This window comes from Streptomyces sp. NPDC104381, assembly GCF_055583745.1.
This window is the reverse complement of record NZ_JBVJNK010000007.1, coordinates 40,392-58,400: the sequence shown is the minus strand read 5'-3', so window position 1 is coordinate 58,400 and position 18,009 is coordinate 40,392. Positions and strand designations below refer to the sequence as shown.

Here is an 18,009-nt window from a genome sequence, read left to right as displayed (position 1 = left end):
CTGGGGTACCGTCCGAAGAACAGTCTTTTCTCACAGCAGCATTTACCTACGGGCAGGAGGGACGGGGCGACTTCGCTCCGTATGGATGGACGTGAAGCGATACTTCCGTGGGCCGGTCATGTGGATCGTGCTGGCCGTCCTCGCCGTGGTCGTGTTGATGCAGGTCGTCGGCTCGTCCGGCGGCTACAAGACGGTGGACACCGGCAAGGTGATCCAGGCGATCAGCAAGAACCAGGTGGAGCAGGCCAAGCTGACCACCGGTGACGAACAGATCCTGAAGATCGAGCTGAAGGACAAGGAAAAGCTCCAGGGCGAGTCCGGCAGCAAGTTCCAGGCGAGCTACATCGGCAACCAGGGTGTCGAGCTCGCCGACACGCTGCAGAAGAAGTTCGAGAGCGGTGACATCGAGAAGGGTTACACCGTCTCGCCGTCGAAGCAGTCCCCGTTCGTCTCGATCCTTCTCTCCCTGCTGCCCTTCGTCCTGATCGTGGTCGTGTTCCTGTTTCTGATGAATCAGATGCAGGGCGGCGGCTCCAAGGTCATGCAGTTCGGCAAGTCCAAGGCCAAGCTGATCACCAAGGACACGCCGAAGACGACGTTCGCCGATGTGGCGGGGTCGGACGAGGCCGTCGAGGAACTGTACGAGATCAAGGAATTCCTCCAGGAGCCGGCGAAGTTCCAGGCCGTCGGCGCCAAGATCCCCAAGGGCGTCCTGCTCTACGGGCCGCCCGGTACGGGTAAGACGCTGCTCGCTCGCGCCGTCGCCGGCGAAGCGGGCGTCCCGTTCTACTCGATCTCCGGTTCCGACTTCGTCGAGATGTTCGTCGGTGTCGGTGCCTCCCGGGTGCGTGACCTCTTCGAGCAGGCCAAGGCGAACGCCCCGGCGATCGTCTTCGTCGACGAGATCGACGCCGTCGGACGGCACCGCGGTGCCGGCATGGGCGGCGGTCACGACGAGCGCGAGCAGACGCTCAACCAGCTGCTCGTCGAGATGGACGGCTTCGACGTGAAGGGCGGCGTCATCCTGATCGCCGCCACGAACCGGCCGGACATCCTGGACCCGGCGCTGCTGCGTCCCGGACGCTTCGACCGGCAGATCGCCGTCGACCGCCCGGACATGCAGGGCCGCCTGGAGATCCTCAAGGTGCACCAGAAGGGCAAGCCGGTCGCGGAGGACGTCGACCTCAACGCGGTCGCCCGTCGTACGCCCGGCTTCACCGGTGCCGACCTGTCGAACGTGCTGAACGAAGCGGCGCTCCTCACGGCGCGCAGCAACAAGAAGCTGATCGACAACCAGATGCTCGACGAGGCCATCGACCGCGTCGTGGCGGGTCCGCAGAAGCGGACCCGGATCATGTCCGAGAAGGAAAAGAAGATCACCGCGTACCACGAGGGCGGACACGCCCTGGTCGCGGCGGCCTCACCCCAGTCGGACCCGGTCCACAAGATCACGATCCTCTCCCGTGGACGTGCCCTCGGTTACACGATGGTGCTCCCGGAGGAGGACAAGTACTCCACGACGCGCAACGAGATGCTCGACCAGCTGGCGTACATGCTGGGCGGGCGCGCGGCCGAGGAACTGGTCTTCCACGACCCGACGACCGGTGCTGCGAACGACATCGAGAAGGCCACCGCAACGGCCCGCGCGATGGTCACGCAGTACGGCATGACCGAGCGCCTGGGCGCGATCAAGTTCGGTGGGGACAACACCGAGCCGTTCGTGGGCCGGGAGATGGGCCATCAGCGCGACTACTCGGAAGAGGTCGCGGCGCTCGTCGACGAAGAGGTCAAGAAGCTCATCGAGACCGCGCACAACGACGCGTGGGAAATCCTCGTCGAGAACCGCGACATCCTCGACGCCCTGGTCCTTGAGCTCCTCGAGAAGGAGACGCTCAACAAGGAGCAGATCGCCGAGATCTTCGCCCCGATCGTGAAGCGCCCGGCCCGCCCGGCGTGGACCGGTTCCGCCCGGCGTACCCCGTCGACACGTCCGCCCGTGCTCTCTCCGAAGGAGCTGGCCCTCACCACCGGCACCGCCAACGGTTCGGGCACTCCGGAGATCGGTCCGACGGACATCACGAAGAACACCGGCAGCTCCACGGAGTCGCTCCCCGAGGATCGGCCCGAGAGCTAGCCCCTGCCCGACCCGGTGTGTCCCCTGTCACGGGGGCTCCACCAGGCCCGGAATGGATGCCGCGCCCCCCAGGTTCTAGCCTGTGGGGGCGCGGCTTTTCCGTATGCCTGCGTCGTACCTGCCGAATTCTCCGTGAGGGCCGGGCGGGTCCGCGCATGTGACTGCACAGAGGAACGAGGCACAGATGACCGACCCGGTGACGCTGGACGGACAGGGTTCGATCGGCGTATTCGACGAGAAGCGGGCGGAGTCGGCCGTACGGGAGCTCCTCCTCGCCGTGGGCGAGGACCCGGACCGTGAGGGGCTGCGCGAGACCCCGGCCCGGGTGGCGCGTGCGTACAAGGAGATATTCGCAGGCCTCCACCAGGAGCCCGAGGACGTCCTGACGACGACGTTCGACCTCGGCCACGACGAGATGGTGCTGGTCAAGGACATCGAGGTGTTCAGCACCTGCGAGCACCACCTGGTCCCGTTCCACGGGGTGGCGCACGTCGGCTACATCCCGGCGACGAGCGGCAAGATCACGGGTCTGTCCAAGCTGGCACGGCTGGTCGACGTCTACGCCCGCCGGCCGCAGGTCCAGGAGCGCCTCACCACGCAGATCGCCGACTCCCTGATGGCGATCCTGGAGCCGCGCGGGGTCATCGTCGTGGTCGAGTGCGAGCACATGTGCATGTCGATGCGCGGCATCCGTAAGCCGGGGGCGAAGACGATCACCTCCGCGGTCCGCGGTCAGCTGCGCGACCCGGCCACGCGCGCCGAGGCGATGAGCCTCATCATGGCGCGCTAGCCGCGGAGGGGCCCGGGGCGGCTCCTGGACGGGCGGGGGACCCTCAGGCGGCCTGGGCCGTGTGCGAGTCGTTGTCCCCGTCCTCCGGGAGCTTGCAGACGCGCTCGAGGAAGAAGGCCGCGGCGATGACCGCGATGCCGGCCACGACGGCGGCGCCCGCGTAGATGGCCTGATCGCGCCGGGGCGGGATGTCGAGGTAGCCGAGCAGGAAGACGCCCGTGCCGCCGTACAGCCCGGCGACGAGAGCGGCGACGAGCGCGCTCGCCTGGCCGAAGACCACGGCGCGGGCCGCCATCATCGGCTCGACGCCCTTCGCCCCGGGGCGGCGCTCGCGCTGCGCCCGCAGCCGCGCCCTGATCGACAGCGCCGTGGCCAGCAGGACGACGGCGATCACGGCCAGCACGATCGGCGCGGCGAGCGGCACGCTCGGCAGGGTCCCCAGGGCGTCCCAGAGGCGGGCCGCGCCCCAGGACAGCACGCCGGCTCCGGCGAGGAGTCCGACCAGGAGGCCGAGCCGTAGTTGCTTCACCGAGAGTGCCGCCCTTCGTCGCCGCGTTGCGCGTGTCGTCCGCCCGTGCCGAACGCCCGGGGACCGGCCGCCCCGGGGGCGGCCGTCCGTGAACCGGTCGTCCTTGAGCCTAACGACTACTCGGGGAGACGGAGTTCCAGGTCGGGCCGGGGGAGCACTCCGTCGCGGCCGACACCGGCCAGCAGGTCGGCGACCGGCCCCGCGCCGGGGAGCTGGGCCTCCGGGTCCACGTCGTGCCAGGGGGCGAGGACGAAGGCGCGCTCACGGGCGCGCGGATGCGGCAGGGTCAGCAGCGGGTCGTCGGAGACCACCTCGGCGTACGACACGATGTCGACGTCGATGGTGCGCGGTCCCCAGCGCTCGTCACGGACCCGGTCGAAGGCCTCCTCGATGGCCTGGCCGCGCTCCAGCAGCGAGGACGGGGGCAGCGTCGTCTTCACGACGACCACCGCGTTGAAGTACGAGGGCTGGGTGCCCGGCTCGACGCCCCAGGGCTCCGTCTCGTAGACCGGGGAGACCGCTTTGACCCGGAGGCCGGGGGTGTCCTCCAGGGCGTCGATGGCGCCCTGGATCGTCTCCAGACGGTTGCCGAGGTTGGAGCCGAGGGAGATCACGGCCCGTTTGGGGTTGGAGAGGGTGACGTCCGCCGCGTCGACCTGCTCGACCACTGCGGCGGGGACCGGCTGTACGGTCGGGTCGCTCTGCCCCTCGGTGGAAAATGCAGTCATGCTCGGCTCCGGGTGATGGTGATGGTCACGTCGTCGAAGGGGACGGTGATCGGGGCGTCCGGCTTGTGGACGACGACCTCGACCTCCTCGACCCCCTCGTGCTTGAGGCACTGCTGCGCGATGCGCTCGGCGAGGGTCTCGATCAGATCGACGGGCTCACCCTTGACGACGTCGACGACCTCTTCCGCGACCACGCCGTAGTGAACGGTCTTCGACAGGTCGTCGGCGGCTGCCGCGGGGCGGGTGTCGAGGCCGAGCACCAGATCCACGATGAAGGTCTGGCCCTCCTCCCGTTCCCGGGGGAAGACACCGTGGTGCCCACGGGCCTTGAGGCCGCGCAGCGCGACACGATCCACGCGAATCACTCCTGCTGTTCGTCGTCTCTGGAGGCACCTGGCCGCGTGCGGGCGGTGCGGTGCCGTCTTCCGAATCTACCCGCGAGCACCGACAACGCCTGCCCGCGGGGGCGCGGACCGGCCCGGCACGGGGGTTGGTGTCGGCGTATACCCCGTGATCCGGGGGCTCAATCCCCGCCGTCGGCTCCAGCCGCTCAGACGGTCGGTTCCTCGTCCTCTTCCTCACCGGTTTCGGCCAGTACGGGCGAGCCGTGGTGGGACCAGAGCTTCCAGCCCTCCGGTGTGCGCCGGAACACGTTGGTGGCGACGACGAGCTGGCCGACGAGGGGCCCGAGGGCGTTGCCCTCCTCCGCTGGGCCCCCGCTGAGGATGTTCTCGGTGCAGGTGACCAGGGCGGTGTCGCCGGTCATCGAGACGCCGACATCGGTGAGGAAGAACTGGATGTACTCGGTGTTCGCCATGATCAGCGCGTAGCTCCGCAGCACCTCTCCGCGCCCCGTGAGCACCGGCCAGCCCGGGTGGACACAGGACAGGGTGAGGTCCTCGCCGGGCAGCCACAGGCCGGAGAGCTCGTCCAGGTCGCCGCGTTCCATCGCCTCGTAGAAGGCGGTGTTGGCCTGCTCGACCGCCGCGATGTCGGCCGCGGCCTCCTCGTGCTCGTCGCGCGCGGCGCTCACGCGGCTCCCTCGACGGCGCGGGCGACCCGTACCGCGTCGGCCGTCGGGCGTACCGCGTGCACCCGGACCGCCCAGGCGCCGGCAGCGGCGGAGAGCGCGGAGATCGCGGCTGTCGCCGCGTCCCGTTCACGGGCGGGCGGCGGGGTCCCGTCCTCGCCGGCCAGGACGTGGCCGAGGAACCGCTTGCGGGAGGCGGCGACCAGCAGGGGCCTGCCCAGCTCGTGCAGCCGTTCGAGGTGGGCGACCAGCGCGAGGTCCTGGGCGGCGTCCTTGGCGAAGCCGAGCCCCGGGTCGATCACCAGCTTCGCGGGGTCCACGCCGCCCTCGACCACGGCCTCCACGCGCTCCCGGAGCTCCGCGACGACCTCGGCGACGACGTCCCCGTACACGGCGCGGCTGTTCATCGATTCGCTGAAGCCGCGCCAGTGCATGACGACGAACGGCACTCCGGCGGCGGCGACGACCGGGATCATGTCCGGGTCGGCGAGGCCGCCGCTCACGTCGTTGACCAGGACCGCACCGGCGGCGACGGACCGTTCGGCGACGCCGGCCCGCATGGTGTCCACGGAGACGGTGATCCCCTCGGAGGCCAGGCCCCGCACGACGGGGATCACCCGGCGCAGCTCCTCGGCCTCGTCCACCCGGCTCGCGCCCGGGCGGGTCGACTCGCCGCCGACGTCGATCAGATCCGCCCCTTCGGCCGCCAGTTCGAGGCCGTGCTTGATCGCCGCCGTGGTGTCGAACCAGCGTCCCCCGTCGGAGAAGGAGTCGGGCGTCACATTGACGACCCCCATGACCGCACAGCGGTCCCACTCCGGGAGACCCCGCACCGTGCCTCGCCCTCGCAACGTACTCATGGGCCCAGCCTAGGCCGTGTCCGCGGGGTCCTGCCCGGCCGCCGTCGCCCGCCCCTCGCCGGGAGGCGCCGCGCTCCCCTCACCGGGAGGCGACGCCCGCCACGGTCTCCACGGCGACGTCGGCGCGCGGCACGTCCTGTGCGTCCGCGTCGATCGAGCGCCGCAGGGCCTCATGGAGCCGGGCCGGGGTGAGCACCCCCAGGAAACGGCCGGTGGCCTCCTCGTCGATGACGGCGATCCAGCCGGCGTCGTGCTGCAGCATCGTGGCGAAGGCCTGCTTGAGCGGCGCCCCGAGCGGAAGCCACGCCTCCATACGCCGGGCGTGCTCGCGGACGGTGCCCTTGGCCGCCGCGCCCTCGCCCGCCGGGATCCAGCCGTGCAGATTGTCCTGGCCGTCGAGGACGACCGCCCAGCGGGCGCCCTCGGCCCGCAGCCGCTCGGTCGCCCCCGCCAGCGGATCGTCGAGGTGCACGACCGGCGGCTGGTCCAGGTCGCTCTCCTCGATGGGCGTGACGGAGAGCCGCTTCAGACCGCGGTCCGCCCCGACGAAGTCGGCCACGTACGGGGTCGCCGGTGCCCCGAGGACCGTGGCCGGGGTGTCGAACTGCTCGATGCGCCCGGCCCCGTACACGGCGATCCGGTCACCGAGGCGGACCGCTTCCTCGATGTCGTGGGTGACGAACAGCACGGTCTTGCGGACCTGCGCCTGCAGCTTCAGGAATTCGTTCTGCAGCCTTTCCCGTACGACCGGGTCGACCGCCCCGAAAGGCTCGTCCATCAGCAGAACCGGCGGGTCGGCCGCCAGGGCGCGTGCCACTCCCACGCGTTGGCGCTGGCCGCCGGAAAGCTGCTCGGGATAGCGGCCGCCATAAACGGAGGGATCGAGTCCGACGAGATCGAGCAGTTCGGCGGCGCGGCGCCTGCCCTTTTCCCTGCCCCAGCCGAGGAGATGGGGAACGGTCGCCGTGTTCTCCAGGATCGTCTTGTGCGGGAAGAGGCCGACCTGCTGGATGACATAGCCGATACGCCGGCGGAGCTGGACGGGGTCGATGGCGGATATGTCGTCCCCGTCGAGGAATATCCGGCCGTCGGTCGGTTCGGTCAGACGGTTCACCATTTTCATCGTGGTCGTCTTGCCGCAGCCGGAAGGCCCGACGAGCGTGACCAGTTCACCCTCGGCGACCTCGAAGGAAAGGTCGTCGACGGCGGTGGTGCCGTCCGCGTACCGCTTGGTGACGTGCTCGAATCGGATCATGATTCCCCATTGTGACGCGGGTTCTGTGAAGGCCATGTTGCCGGAATAAGACAGCCTCGGCGATTGTCGGTGGTCGAGGATAGGGTCACCCAGGACCGGACCCGGGGCGGCATCGCGAGGGCAAACAGGAGGTGGGGGCGGATGGCCGAGCAGAACTGCCTGGTGGCGAACGACTGGATCTGCGGAGAGTATCTGCGCTCCCGCAGCCATGAGTTGGCCGAGGCGACCGTCCAGCACATCTGGATCACGGTGGCTTCCGTGCTGATAGGGCTCGCGGTGGCATTCCCGCTCGCGCTGCTCGCCCGCAGGGGCCGGCATTTCGCCGCGCCCGTGCTGGGCCTGACCACCGTGCTCTACACCGTGCCGTCGCTGGCGATGTTCTCGCTGCTGCTGCCGTTCTTCGGCCTGTCCGCGGCGCTCGTCGTCACCGGCCTGGTGCTCTATTCGCTGACCATTCTCGTACGGAACATCCTCGCGGGGCTCGAAGCGGTCCCGCAGGAGGCCAGGGAGGCCGCCGAGGGCATGGGGTACGGCCCCGTCCGGCTCCTCTGGGAGGTCGAACTCCCCCTCGCGCTGCCCGCGCTGATGGCCGGCCTCCGCATCGCCACGGTGTCGACGGTCGCGCTGACCACGGTCGGCTCGCTCGTCGGCAAGGGCGGCCTGGGCAATCTCATCGAGGACGCGCTGCCCAGCTTCTTCAAGGCGCAGGTGCTCACCGCGTCCGTGCTCTGCGTGCTCCTCGCGGTGGCCGCGGACCTCCTGCTGCTCGGCGTGCAGCGCCTGCTCACACCCTGGACCCGGATACGCACGCCCGCCGGGGCGTCCGCCGGGGCGGGCATCGCGAAGACGGAGGCGGTCTGACCCATGGGAGTCATCGGGGAGGCGTGGACCTGGCTGACCACCGGCGCCAACTGGTCGGGGGACGGCGGGGCGGGACACCGGCTGGCCGAGCACCTGTACGTCAGCGGGATCGCCCTCGCGGTGGCCTGCGTCATCGCCCTGCCGGTCGCGCTGTACCTCGGCCACGTGGGCAAGGGCGGCTCGCTCGCCGTCAACGTCTCCAACGTGGGGCGCGCCGTCCCGGTGTTCGCGGTGCTGGCGCTGTTCATGATGACGCCCCTGCGCAACTCCGGCTATCTGCCCACGGTCATCGCCCTGGTGCTGTTCGCGGTGCCCCCGCTGCTGACCAACGCCTACGTCGGGATGACGGAGGTCGACCGGTCGGTGGTGGAGGCCGCGCGGGGCATGGGGATGTCCGGCGGGCAGCTCTTCGTCCGGGTCGAGCTGCCGCTCGCGTACCCCATGATCATGACCGGCCTCCGGTCCGCCGCCGTCCAGGTGATCGCCACCGCCTCCATCGCGGCGATGGTCGGTCTCGGCGGCCTGGGCAGGATCATCACCGCCGGCTTCAACACCTACGACACCGCGCAGGTCTTCGCGGGCGCCGTGCTGGTCGCCCTGCTGGCCCTGGTGGTGGAGGGCGTCCTCGTGGCGCTGGACCGGCTGCTGTCGCCGCTGCGCCGGCGCCGGACCGTATGAGCGCGCCGGGTTTTCGGACTGTGCACACCATTTTTCGCGGACGGAGAACAACATGAGCAGGACCTCGCGCATAGCGGGTGCGGTCGTCGGAGTGGTCGCGCTGGCAGGGTCGCTCGCGGCCTGCGGCGGCGACAGCCTGGAGAAGGAGAAGAGCGGTTCGGACACGGGCGCCGGCTCCGGCTCCAAGAAGGGCTCGCTCGTCGTGGGCGCCGCCGGCTTCACCGAGTCCAAGGTGCTCGCCGAGCTCTACGCCCAGGTCCTGGGCGGCGCCGGATACGACACCTCCATCACCACGGTGAAGAACCGCGAGCTGTACGAACCCTCCCTGGAGAAGGGCGAGATCGACGTCGTACCGGAATACGCGGCGACGATCGCGGAATTCCTCAACGCCAAGGTCAACGGCGCGAAGGAGGCGGAGAAGAAGCCGGTCGCCTCGGGTGACGTGGCGGCGACCGTCGCGGCACTGGAGAAGCTCGCCACCCCGCTCGGACTGAAGGTCCTTCCGGCGGGCAAGGCGGTCGACCAGAACGCCTTCGCGGTGTCGAAGGAATTCGCCGAGAAGAACAGCCTCACGACCCTTTCCGATCTCGGCAGCTCGAAGATCAAGGTCAGGATCGCTGCGGGCGACGAGTGCGAGGTCCGCCCCTTCTGCGCACCCGGGCTGAAGAAGACGTACGGCATCGACGTCACCGGGATCGACCCCAAGGGCGTCGGCACGCCGCAGTCCAAGCAGGCCGTCAAGGACGGCAAGGACCAACTGGTCCTCACGACCACCACGGACGCCGTGCTCGACTCCTACGGGCTGGTCTTCCTGGAGGACGACAAGAAGCTGCAGAACGCGGACAACGTCCTTCCGGTTCTCAATGCCAAGGACGCGGGCGACCCGGAGATCGCGGAGGCGCTCGGGAAGCTCACCGACGTACTCACCACCGAGGACCTCGCGGAACTGAACCGCAAGGTCGACGCGGAGCGCGCCAAGCCCGAGGACGCCGCCGGGGACTATCTCCGGTCGAAGGGTCTGATCAAGAAGTAAAAAGGCGTACGTGCGGGGTCACTTGGGAGATCTTTGGTAACCGGCGGGGAACAGATTGCCGGGCGGTCTCCCAAGTGACTCGTACGCACGGTAAATTTCGGGCCATGCCACGAGGACGCCACCGCCATTCGCCGCCCCTCCACAGAATCCTGCCCCCCGCCGTGCTGGCCGGAGTGCCGGTCGTCTGCGCCGCCGGCGCCTGGCTCCTCTCGGAACCCCTGCCGCTGCGCGCCCTGGTGGCCGTGACGGCGGCCGCCGCCGTCACCGGTGCCTGCATGATGCGCGGCTGGGACCGGGCCGCGGGGCTGCGTGTCGCGGAGCTGACCCGGGCGCGGGCCAGCGACGAGTGGAAGACCGAGGAGCGGATAGCCGAGCTCGAGGCGGACCTCGAGGAGTCGAGGGAGCTGCGCACCCGGCTGGAGACCAAGCTGCGCCGGAAGCGCGTGGAGCTCGCCGGGCTGCGGGGCGAACACGCCGCGCTGCTGCGCCGGTACGCCAACGCCGAGACGGAGCGGGCCAGCGCGCTGGAGGGCCGCAGGCAGCTCGCCATCGAGGCGTCGTCGCCGCGCGAGCTCCTGCCCGCCCGGTCCACGCCGACGCCGGGCGCCTATCTGCGTGCCGCCCAGGCACTCCAGGACCTGCCCCGCAACGCCGCGCTCCAGGAGGCGCGCCGGACGGCCGAGCTGGCCCGGCAGCGCGACATCGCCGAGCGTTCCGCCGAGCGGGACTCGGACGGTGACGGCCCGAAGGGGAAGCACGCGGCGGGCTCCGGAGCGGGTGACCCCCAGCACCGCCGCGCCCAGGCCGCCCTCCCCGCACCGAAGCTGTCGCCCGCCCCCGTGCGCCCGCCCCGGGCCGTTCCGGCGGCGTCCGCCGTCGTCCCGTACGCGGCCGCGCGGCGCCATCTCGTGCCGCAGGGGAGCTTCGACTTCTTCGGTACGCAGAAGGCCGGCGCCGCGATCGAGTCCGTGCAGAACGAGGACCTCGCGGACGTGGTGGGCGAGGAGGCGCTGGCGGCGCACCGTACGGGCGCGGCCGAGAACCGTGCCGTCGGCAAGGTCATCGACCTGACGGCGCACGACGAGACCGAGCAGCTGGACGTCGTCGAACTGCGCAGCGCGATCTCCTCGTAGCGAGCGCGGCGGCCGTAACAGCAGCCGAGATGCCCGAGCGGCCCGTGCGGCCGGGCTACTTGTCGATGTCCCCGACGACGAAGAAGAGCGAGCCCAGGATCGCCACCATGTCGGCGACGAGCGTGCCCGGCAGCAGTTCGGTCAGCGCCTGGATGTTGTTGAACGAGGCGGAGCGCAGCTTCAGCCGGTACGGGGTCTTCTCGCCCGTGGACACCAGGTAGTAGCCGTTGATGCCCAGCGGGTTCTCGGTCCAGGCGTAGGTGTGGCCCTCCGGGGCCTTCAGCACCTTGGGCAGCCGCTGGTTGATCGGCCCGGGCGGCAGGCCGTCCATCCGGTCCAGGCACGCGTCGGCGAGGTCCAGCGCGTTGTGCGTCTGCTCCAGCAGGCACTCGAAGCGGGCCAGGCAGTCGCCCTCGGTCCGGGTGACGACCTCGAGAGTCTCCTGCAGCTCCCCGTACGCGAGATACGGCTCGTCGCGCCGCAGGTCGAAGTCGACGCCGGAGGCCCGGGCGATCGGGCCCGACACCCCGTAGGCGTGCACGGCCTCGGCGGAGAGCACGCCGACCCCGCGGGTACGGCCCCGGAAGATCTCGTTGCCGAGGACCAGACGGTCGTACACGTCCATCCGTGACCGTACGGACGCCACGGCGTCCCTGGCCCGGCCTAGCCAGCCCGCGGGCAGGTCCTCCTTGAGGCCGCCGACCCGGTTGAACATGTAGTGCATCCGGCCGCCGGAGACCTCCTCCATCACGGCCTGGAGCTCCTCGCGCTCCCGGAAGGCGTGGAACACCGGGGTGATCCCGCCGAGTTCGAGGGGGTAGGAGCCGAGGAACATCAGGTGGTTGAGGACCCGGTTCAGCTCCGCCAGCAGCGTCCTCGTCCAGACGGCGCGCTCCGGGACCTCCATGCCGAGCATCCGCTCGACGGCCATGACCACGCCGAGCTCGTTGGAGAACGCCGACAGCCAGTCGTGGCGGTTGGCGAGCATGATGATCTGCCGGTAGTCCCTGGCCTCGAAGAGCTTCTCGGCGCCCCGGTGCATGTAGCCGATGACGGGCTCGGCCTGCTGGATCCGCTCGCCGTCCAGGACGAGCCGCAGCCGGAGCACACCGTGGGTGGAGGGGTGCTGCGGACCGATGTTCAGCACCATGTCGGTGCTCTCCGCCGCGCCGCCGATGCCGATCGTCGTCTCCGTCATGCGGGACAGTATCCCTCCTGCGCCCCTTCTGCCGCCGTGGCCCCCGCTACCCCTCCTCGCGGTCCGGGACCCGGTGCCGGAGCCAGCCGAAGTCGCCCAGCCCGCCCCGCGCCGTCAGCTCCGCCGCCTCCCCGGCCGCCGCGAGCGCCCGCACATAACCCGCGGGGTCGGCCGACGCCCGCGCCAGCGGCGGGCGTTCGCCGCTGATGCCCAGCTCCCGCAGAGCCGTCCGCTGGTCCAGGAGCTCGGCCGCGCCTCCCGCCGCCGCCGCGCAGGCGTCCAGCGCCACGTGCGAGGTCAGGTCGCGGCTCCCGTCCGGCACGGGCTCCACCTCGCGCCCTTCCCGGAATCCGGTGAGCGTCCCGAACGGCGGCCTCGACGCCCGTACATGCGCGTAGTCCACCGCCACCGCGGTCCCGCCGGCCAGCGATCCGACGGCGCGGGCCCAGGCCTCGTCGCGGGGTCTGCCGATCTCCGCGCGGTCGCCGGGCCGGGACAGCGGCCACCAGCGGTCCAGCCAGCGGGCGTCCTCCCCGGCCACCGGGTCGCCGAGCCGCTCGGTGCCGTCGCTCCTGCGGACGAGGACGTAGCGGGGCACCCCGTCGGCGTCGGCCTCCGCGATGTCCGTGGGCACGTTGTCCAGCCACTCGTTGGCGAACAGCAGCCCCCGTCTGCCCTGCGGGAGTTCGGCGCCCCACTCGACGGACGGGTCCGTGCCCGGCGGGCGCGGGGCGAGCTCGACGGCGTACGCCCGTACGGTGAGGCCGGGGGCGAGCGCGCCGTCCCGCAGCGCCGCGAGCACCCCGGTCAGCAGCTCGCCGCGGCCCGCGCCCACATCCACCAGGTCCACGGTGTCCGTGCCCAGCTCCCGTGCCGTGGCGGCGAGCAGCCGGGCCACGGCGGTGGCGAAGAGCGGGGAGGCGTGCACCGAGGTGCGGAAATGGCCCGCGGGGCCCTCCGGGCGCCGGTAGAAACCCTCGTCCCCGTACAAAGCGGTCTCGGCGGCTTCCCGCCAGCGGCACCAGTCATCCGTCACATGGGCAAGTCTCCACCTTGGGGAGTACGGTCCCAGGACCCGGATCGGCCCTTCGGCTGACCCGGGCACCGATCAGCTGTCCCTACGCTGGGTAACGTGCAGCGCTTCTACGATTTCATCCGCAGACACCCGACGGGCGTCGACATCCTCTGGGCTGTCCTCCTCCTCGGGTTCTCCGGCGTGTCCATCGTGGCCGGCCAGGTCGGTGGCGGCCCGGAGCGCGTCGCCGCCGTGCCGATCTCCGTCGGGCTGTCCGTCGTGGTCGCCCTGCGCCGCCGTCTGCCGGAGAAGATGCTGCTGCTCGCGATCCTGATGGGGATCGCCCAGCTGGTGTTCGGGGTGCGGCCGGACGTGGCGGACTTCGCCATGCTGGTGATCACGTACACGGTGGCCACGGTGGGGGAGCGCTGGGCGTCCCGGCTGGCCCTCGGGTGCAGCCTGGTGGCGGCCGGGATCTCGAGGCTGCGCTGGCCCGACGACGCGCCGTACGGCGGCTGGGCGCAGTCGCTGGCCTACACCGTCACGATGACCGTGCCCTTCGTCCTGGCCTGGGTGCTCGGTGACTCGATACGCACCCGGCGGGCCTACTTCAGCCAGTTGGAGGAGCGGGCCGCCCGGCTGGAGCGGGAGCGCGAGGCGCAGTCGAAGGTGGCCGTGGCCGCCGAACGCGCCCGTATCGCCCGCGAACTGCACGATGTCGTCGCGCACAACGTCTCGGTGATGGTCGTCCAGGCGGACGGCGCCGCATATGTCATGGACTCGTCCCCCGACCAGGCCCGGCAGGCGCTGGAGACCATCTCCGGGACCGGCCGGCAGGCGCTCGCCGAGATGCGGCGGCTGCTCGGGGTGCTGAGGACCGGTGACTCCGAGGAGAGCGGGGAGTACGTCCCCCAGCCCGACGTCCAGCAGATCGAGGAGCTCGTCGGCAAGGTCAGGGAGACCGGCCTCGCGGTGGACTTCAAGATCGAGGGCACCCCGCGTCCGCTGCCGAGCGGGGTCGAGCTGACCGCGTACCGCATCGTGCAGGAGGCGCTCACCAACACCCGTAAGCACGGAGGCCCCGACGCCGGGGCGAGCGTGCGGCTGGTCTACTTCGACGACGGGCTGGGCCTGCTGGTCGAGGACGACGGCCGCGGCGCCCCGCACGAGCTGTACGAGGACGGCGGAGCCGACGGCGCGGGACAGGGAATGATCGGCATGCGGGAGCGGGTCGGCATGGTCGGCGGCACGCTGGACGCGGGCCCGCGCCAGGGCGGCGGCTTCCGGATCAGCGCCCTGCTCCCCCTCAAGCCGGCCAACCAGTGACAGTGAGGACAGGACCCCTGATGGCGATCCGCGTGATGCTCGTCGACGACCAGGCGCTGCTGCGCACCGGCTTCCGGATGGTGCTAGCCGCCCAGCCGGACATGGAGGTCGTCGCCGAGGCGGGTGACGGCGTCGAGGCGATCGAGCTCCTGCGGTCCACGGCCGTCGACGTCGTGCTGATGGACGTACGCATGCCACGGCTGGACGGCGTCGAGGCGACCCGGCGCATCTGCGCGGCGACCGAGCCGCCGAAGGTGCTGATCCTGACCACGTTCGACCTGGACGAGTACGCGTTCTCCGGTCTGAAGGCGGGCGCCAGCGGGTTCATGCTCAAGGACGTGCCGCCGGGCGAACTGCTCTCCGCCATCCGCTCGGTGCACAGCGGCGACGCGGTGGTGGCGCCGTCCACGACCCGCAGGCTCCTCGACCGGTTCTCGCCGATGCTGCCCAGCGGACGGAAGGAGCCGCAGCACAAGCACGTCGAGAAGCTCACCGAGCGCGAGCGCGAGGTGATGCTGCTGGTCGCGCAGGGGCTGTCGAACGGCGAGATCGCGGCCCGGCTGGTGCTGTCCGAGGCGACCGTGAAGACCCATGTGGGCCGCATCCTCACCAAGCTGGGGCTGCGCGACCGCGTCCAGGTCGTCGTCCTCGCGTACGAGACGGGTCTCGTCAGGGCCGGCGGCCAGGCGGGCTGACCGCCGCTCGGGCGGGGCGCCGTCAGCGCAGCACGCCCTCCAGGAAGTCGCTGCCCAGGCGGGCCACGACCGTCAGGTCCAGCGAGTGCAGGACGTACCGGCCGCGCCGCCGTGTGGTGACCAGCCCGGCCTTCTTGAGCACCGCCAGGTGGCGGGAGACCTCGGGAGGCGTGATGCCGTGCGCGTCGGCGAGTTCACCGGTGGTGGACGGGGACCGGGCCAGGTTGCGGCAGAGCCGCATCCGCATGGGGTGGGCCAGCGCCTCCATCCGGAGCTGGAGCAGCTCGACGGAGGCGGGGGAGGGCAGTTCGGGGCGGTGCACCGGGTAGTGGATCACCGGGCGCCAGCCGGGGGCGTGCAGCACCATCAGATGCGGCCAGCCGAAGCTCGTCGGGATGAGGGTGAGGCCGCTGCCGGCCTCCGATCCGGTGGCCTCGGCCCGGCCCGTGGTCAGCTTGTCGGCGCTGATCCTGCCGGTCTCCTCGTCCAGCGACAGGGCCGCGGAGACGGCACCCAGGGCCGCGCCGACGCCCTTGTGCCGCAGCACCTCGGTCTTGTGCCGGGCGTCGGCGACCAGCTGGACCTGGACCCGCCGCCAGGTGTCGGCGAAGAAGGCGCGGTCGCAGTCCTCCAGGAGACGCCTGACCCAGCCGCGTACGGAGCCGGGGTCGGCCAGCAGCTGCCGGGTGAAGTCCAGCTGCTTCGGCCCCCGGGCCGCCGCCATGTCGAGCGCGCGGGTCCGCATCCAGGTGTCGGTGAGGGGTGAGGGCGCGCCCGTTCCGTACAGGCTCGCGCAGGTGAACTCCAGGGCGGCCGAGACGAACCGCTCGTCGTCGAGCTTGTCCAGGATGTCCAGGTCCTCGGCGAGGGTCGCGCCGGTCCTGCCGTCGCCGCCGCGGACCCCGGCGAAGGGCATGAAGACGTCGGAGAAGGTGTTCCGCCACAGGAACTCCGCCTCGTGCAGCCGGTCCGCGAGGTCCGGCTCCAGGGCCGCGGAGGTCGCGGTCGCCCAGCCGTGCAGGCCGGGATGGTGACCGGGCTCGGAGAGCGCGTGGAGGGCCAGCCCCAGCTCGGCGAGGGGGGACGTCTCGAAAACGATGCGCTCGGGAGGCAGGCCGGCGATGTCGATGTGCACGCTCACCCCTCCATGGTGCGGGGTGCGGGGGCGCAGACCGTCGCCACTTGACGACGGCCGTCAATCCACGGGCGGGGCCGCCGGGGCGGAGCCAGGCTGGATCCATGGACATCGTTCAGCAGCACATGCTCGACAGCTGGCGCGCCGCGCGGCACGGTGAGGCACCGCCGCCGGTGCCCGGCACGCACGACCGGGAGGTGCTGCGCGGCCTCCGCAGGCGTATCCGCGCCTGGGCGGCCGCGCACCGGCCGCCCTACGCCTGAGGCCGCGCGCTTTCCCTCGGCGCCCTACGCCTGAGGCCGCGCCGGTGCCTCCTGAGGCCGCGTCGCTTCCTCCTCTTCCTCCTGGAGGCGCGTCACGAAATCCGTCACCGCCGCCCGTACGTCGCCGGCCGTCCACTCCAGCCCCGGCGCCGCCACCGTGACCTCCGTGAACGAGAGTCCGGGCGGCCCCGCCGGAGCGGCGAACCAGCGTCGGAAGAGCGTCACGCCCGTCTCCTCGGCCTGCCGCACCGACGCCTCGTCCAGCACGTCCGCGGCGTACGGCAGCCAGACCTGGAACTGGTGCGTGTGCGGCGGCTCGGGATGCACCCGGAACCACGGCACCGCCGATCCGGCGAGGCCCTCCGCCAGGGCGCCCGCGACCACCTTCGCGTGGGCCACGTACGACGGCAGCCTCGGCAGCTCACGCTCCAGGCCCAGCAGGGCGGAGAGCGCCGCCGGATACTGCTGGAAGACCTGGCCGCCGTACCGGTGGCGCCAGGTCCTCGCCTCCTCGACCAGGGACTCGGGGCCGGCGAGCACGGCTCCGGACAGACCGTCCAGGGACTTGTAGAAGGACACGTACACACTGTCGGCGAGCGCCGCGATCTCCGGCAGGCCCCGCCCGAGGTGCGCCGTGCACTCCCACAGGCGCGCCCCGTCCAGGTGCACCACGGCGTCCCGCTCCCGGGCGGCGGCCACGACGGCCCGCAACTCCTCCCAGGTGGGCAGGACGAAGCCCGCGTCGCGCAGCGGCAGCTCCAGCATCAGCGTGCCGAACGGCTCGGGGAGGTCCCGGATCTCGTCCGCCGTGGCCGGGCGGGGCGCGGTCGTCGGATGCACCGTGCGCAGCCCGCTCACGGCGGCCAGCGCGCCGCGTTCGTGCACCTCCGGGTGGGCCAGGGGGTGCAGCGCCACCGTCGGATTGCCCGTACGCCCCGCCCAGCACCGCAGCGCCACCTGCTGGGCCATCGTCCCGGTCGGGAAGAACGCGGCGGCCTCCATGCCCAGCAGATCGGCGGTGCGCCGCTCGACCTCGGCGACGACCCCGCCGCCGTACACATCCGTCCACCCGCCCAGGTCGTGGACCGTGCCGGCGTCGGCGGCCAGCGCGGCCAGCCGTCCGGCCAGCGTGTGGTCCGCGGACATCCGGGCCAGCACCCTTCCCGACCGCTGCCACGCGGTCAGCCTGCGGTGTCGCTGCTCCTGCTCGTCGGTGTCTCCCATGGGACGATCATCACCCGGGCCGCCGGTGCCGCCCATTCCGGGTTCTCCGTCGCCAAAAGTTATCCACAGGCTGTGGATGATCGGTGTGCGGTACGAAACGCTGGCGTAGCATGCAGAGGAAT

At 71.3% G+C, this 18,009-nt stretch carries 19 protein-coding genes; 9 read left to right on the top strand and 10 right to left on the bottom strand.

What is annotated here, in order from left to right; genetic code table 11:
• Positions 1-85 precede the first annotated feature (85 nt).
• Positions 86-2,134 (top strand): ATP-dependent zinc metalloprotease FtsH, encoded by a 2,049-nt coding sequence (gene ftsH / locus ACZ607_RS24595; RefSeq protein ID WP_469737850.1) that lies wholly within the window; start codon positions 86-88, stop codon positions 2,132-2,134.
• Positions 2,135-2,318: 184 nt separating this feature from the next.
• Complete coding sequence (folE, locus tag ACZ607_RS24590) at positions 2,319-2,924, top strand: GTP cyclohydrolase I FolE (RefSeq protein WP_469737848.1); 606 nt, start codon at positions 2,319-2,321, stop codon at positions 2,922-2,924.
• Between the two features lie 43 nt (positions 2,925-2,967).
• Here the strand turns inward: folE and ACZ607_RS24585 are convergent, their stop codons facing one another.
• The 6 genes from ACZ607_RS24585 to ACZ607_RS24560 all read right to left on the bottom strand — a co-directional run bounded on the left by ACZ607_RS24585 (position 2,968) and on the right by ACZ607_RS24560 (position 7,326).
• Positions 2,968-3,453 carry a DUF3180 domain-containing protein gene (locus ACZ607_RS24585; protein ID WP_469737846.1) on the bottom strand — a complete coding sequence of 162 codons (486 nt, stop codon included), beginning with the start codon at positions 3,451-3,453 and terminating at the stop codon, positions 2,968-2,970.
• A gap of 116 nt (positions 3,454-3,569) precedes the next feature.
• Entirely contained in the window at positions 3,570-4,181 is a 612-nt protein-coding gene (gene folK / locus ACZ607_RS24580) for a 2-amino-4-hydroxy-6-hydroxymethyldihydropteridine diphosphokinase (protein ID WP_469737844.1), read from the bottom strand.
• The gene (gene folB / locus ACZ607_RS24575; protein ID WP_099173577.1) at positions 4,178-4,537 is read right to left on the bottom strand and encodes a dihydroneopterin aldolase; all 360 of its coding nucleotides are present in this window, start codon (positions 4,535-4,537) and stop codon (positions 4,178-4,180) included. Before folB ends, folK begins: the two co-directional genes overlap by 4 nt.
• A 194-nt stretch (positions 4,538-4,731) precedes the next feature.
• The gene (locus ACZ607_RS24570) at positions 4,732-5,214 is read right to left on the bottom strand and encodes a nuclear transport factor 2 family protein (RefSeq protein WP_469737842.1); all 483 of its coding nucleotides are present in this window, start codon (positions 5,212-5,214) and stop codon (positions 4,732-4,734) included.
• Entirely contained in the window at positions 5,211-6,071 is an 861-nt protein-coding gene (gene folP, locus ACZ607_RS24565) for a dihydropteroate synthase (RefSeq protein ID WP_469737840.1), read from the bottom strand. Before folP ends, ACZ607_RS24570 begins: the two co-directional genes overlap by 4 nt.
• A 79-nt stretch (positions 6,072-6,150) precedes the next feature.
• Positions 6,151-7,326, bottom strand: a complete 1,176-nt coding sequence (locus ACZ607_RS24560) for an ABC transporter ATP-binding protein (protein ID WP_469737838.1) — start codon at positions 7,324-7,326, stop codon at positions 6,151-6,153.
• A gap of 141 nt (positions 7,327-7,467) precedes the next feature.
• Between ACZ607_RS24560 and ACZ607_RS24555 the strand changes: the two genes are divergently transcribed.
• From ACZ607_RS24555 to ACZ607_RS24540, 4 genes are all read left to right on the top strand, one after another.
• Positions 7,468-8,187, top strand: coding sequence for an ABC transporter permease (locus ACZ607_RS24555; protein ID WP_469737836.1), 720 nt, complete (start codon positions 7,468-7,470; stop codon positions 8,185-8,187).
• A 3-nt stretch (positions 8,188-8,190) separates the two neighbouring features.
• Positions 8,191-8,865: an ABC transporter permease gene (locus ACZ607_RS24550; protein ID WP_469737834.1), complete on the top strand. Its 675-nt coding sequence runs from the start codon at positions 8,191-8,193 to the stop codon at positions 8,863-8,865.
• A gap of 52 nt (positions 8,866-8,917) precedes the next feature.
• Complete coding sequence (locus tag ACZ607_RS24545) at positions 8,918-9,898, top strand: ABC transporter substrate-binding protein (protein ID WP_469737832.1); 981 nt, start codon at positions 8,918-8,920, stop codon at positions 9,896-9,898.
• Between the two features lie 104 nt (positions 9,899-10,002).
• Entirely contained in the window at positions 10,003-11,031 is a 1,029-nt protein-coding gene (locus ACZ607_RS24540) for a hypothetical protein (protein WP_469737830.1), read from the top strand.
• A 55-nt stretch (positions 11,032-11,086) separates the two neighbouring features.
• On the opposite strand, the gene ACZ607_RS24535 is transcribed toward ACZ607_RS24540, so the two are convergent.
• Together ACZ607_RS24535 and ACZ607_RS24530 are read right to left on the bottom strand one after the other, a co-directional pair.
• Positions 11,087-12,229, bottom strand: a complete 1,143-nt coding sequence (locus tag ACZ607_RS24535; RefSeq protein ID WP_469737828.1) for an NADH-quinone oxidoreductase subunit D — start codon at positions 12,227-12,229, stop codon at positions 11,087-11,089.
• A gap of 46 nt (positions 12,230-12,275) precedes the next feature.
• Complete coding sequence (locus tag ACZ607_RS24530) at positions 12,276-13,265, bottom strand: SAM-dependent methyltransferase (protein WP_469737827.1); 990 nt, start codon at positions 13,263-13,265, stop codon at positions 12,276-12,278.
• A 96-nt stretch (positions 13,266-13,361) separates the two neighbouring features.
• Here ACZ607_RS24530 and ACZ607_RS24525 point away from each other — a divergent pair, with 96 nt between their 5' ends.
• Both ACZ607_RS24525 and ACZ607_RS24520 read left to right on the top strand, forming a co-directional pair.
• Complete coding sequence (locus ACZ607_RS24525; RefSeq protein ID WP_469737825.1) at positions 13,362-14,570, top strand: sensor histidine kinase; 1,209 nt, start codon at positions 13,362-13,364, stop codon at positions 14,568-14,570.
• 20 nt (positions 14,571-14,590) lie between these two features.
• Positions 14,591-15,265 carry a response regulator gene (locus ACZ607_RS24520; protein ID WP_469737823.1) on the top strand — a complete coding sequence of 225 codons (675 nt, stop codon included), beginning with the start codon at positions 14,591-14,593 and terminating at the stop codon, positions 15,263-15,265.
• A 22-nt stretch (positions 15,266-15,287) separates the two neighbouring features.
• On the opposite strand, the gene ACZ607_RS24515 is transcribed toward ACZ607_RS24520, so the two are convergent.
• Positions 15,288-16,400 carry a DUF5937 family protein gene (locus ACZ607_RS24515; RefSeq protein ID WP_469738533.1) on the bottom strand — a complete coding sequence of 371 codons (1,113 nt, stop codon included), beginning with the start codon at positions 16,398-16,400 and terminating at the stop codon, positions 15,288-15,290.
• Between the two features lie 104 nt (positions 16,401-16,504).
• On the opposite strand from ACZ607_RS24515, the gene ACZ607_RS24510 reads away from it, so the two are divergent.
• A complete protein-coding gene (locus tag ACZ607_RS24510) occupies positions 16,505-16,663 on the top strand; it encodes a hypothetical protein (protein ID WP_469737821.1) in 159 nt (52 codons plus the stop codon).
• A 24-nt stretch (positions 16,664-16,687) separates the two neighbouring features.
• On the opposite strand, the gene ACZ607_RS24505 is transcribed toward ACZ607_RS24510, so the two are convergent.
• Entirely contained in the window at positions 16,688-17,887 is a 1,200-nt protein-coding gene (locus ACZ607_RS24505) for a threonine aldolase family protein (RefSeq protein ID WP_469737819.1), read from the bottom strand.
• Positions 17,888-18,009: the final 122 nt, after the last annotated feature.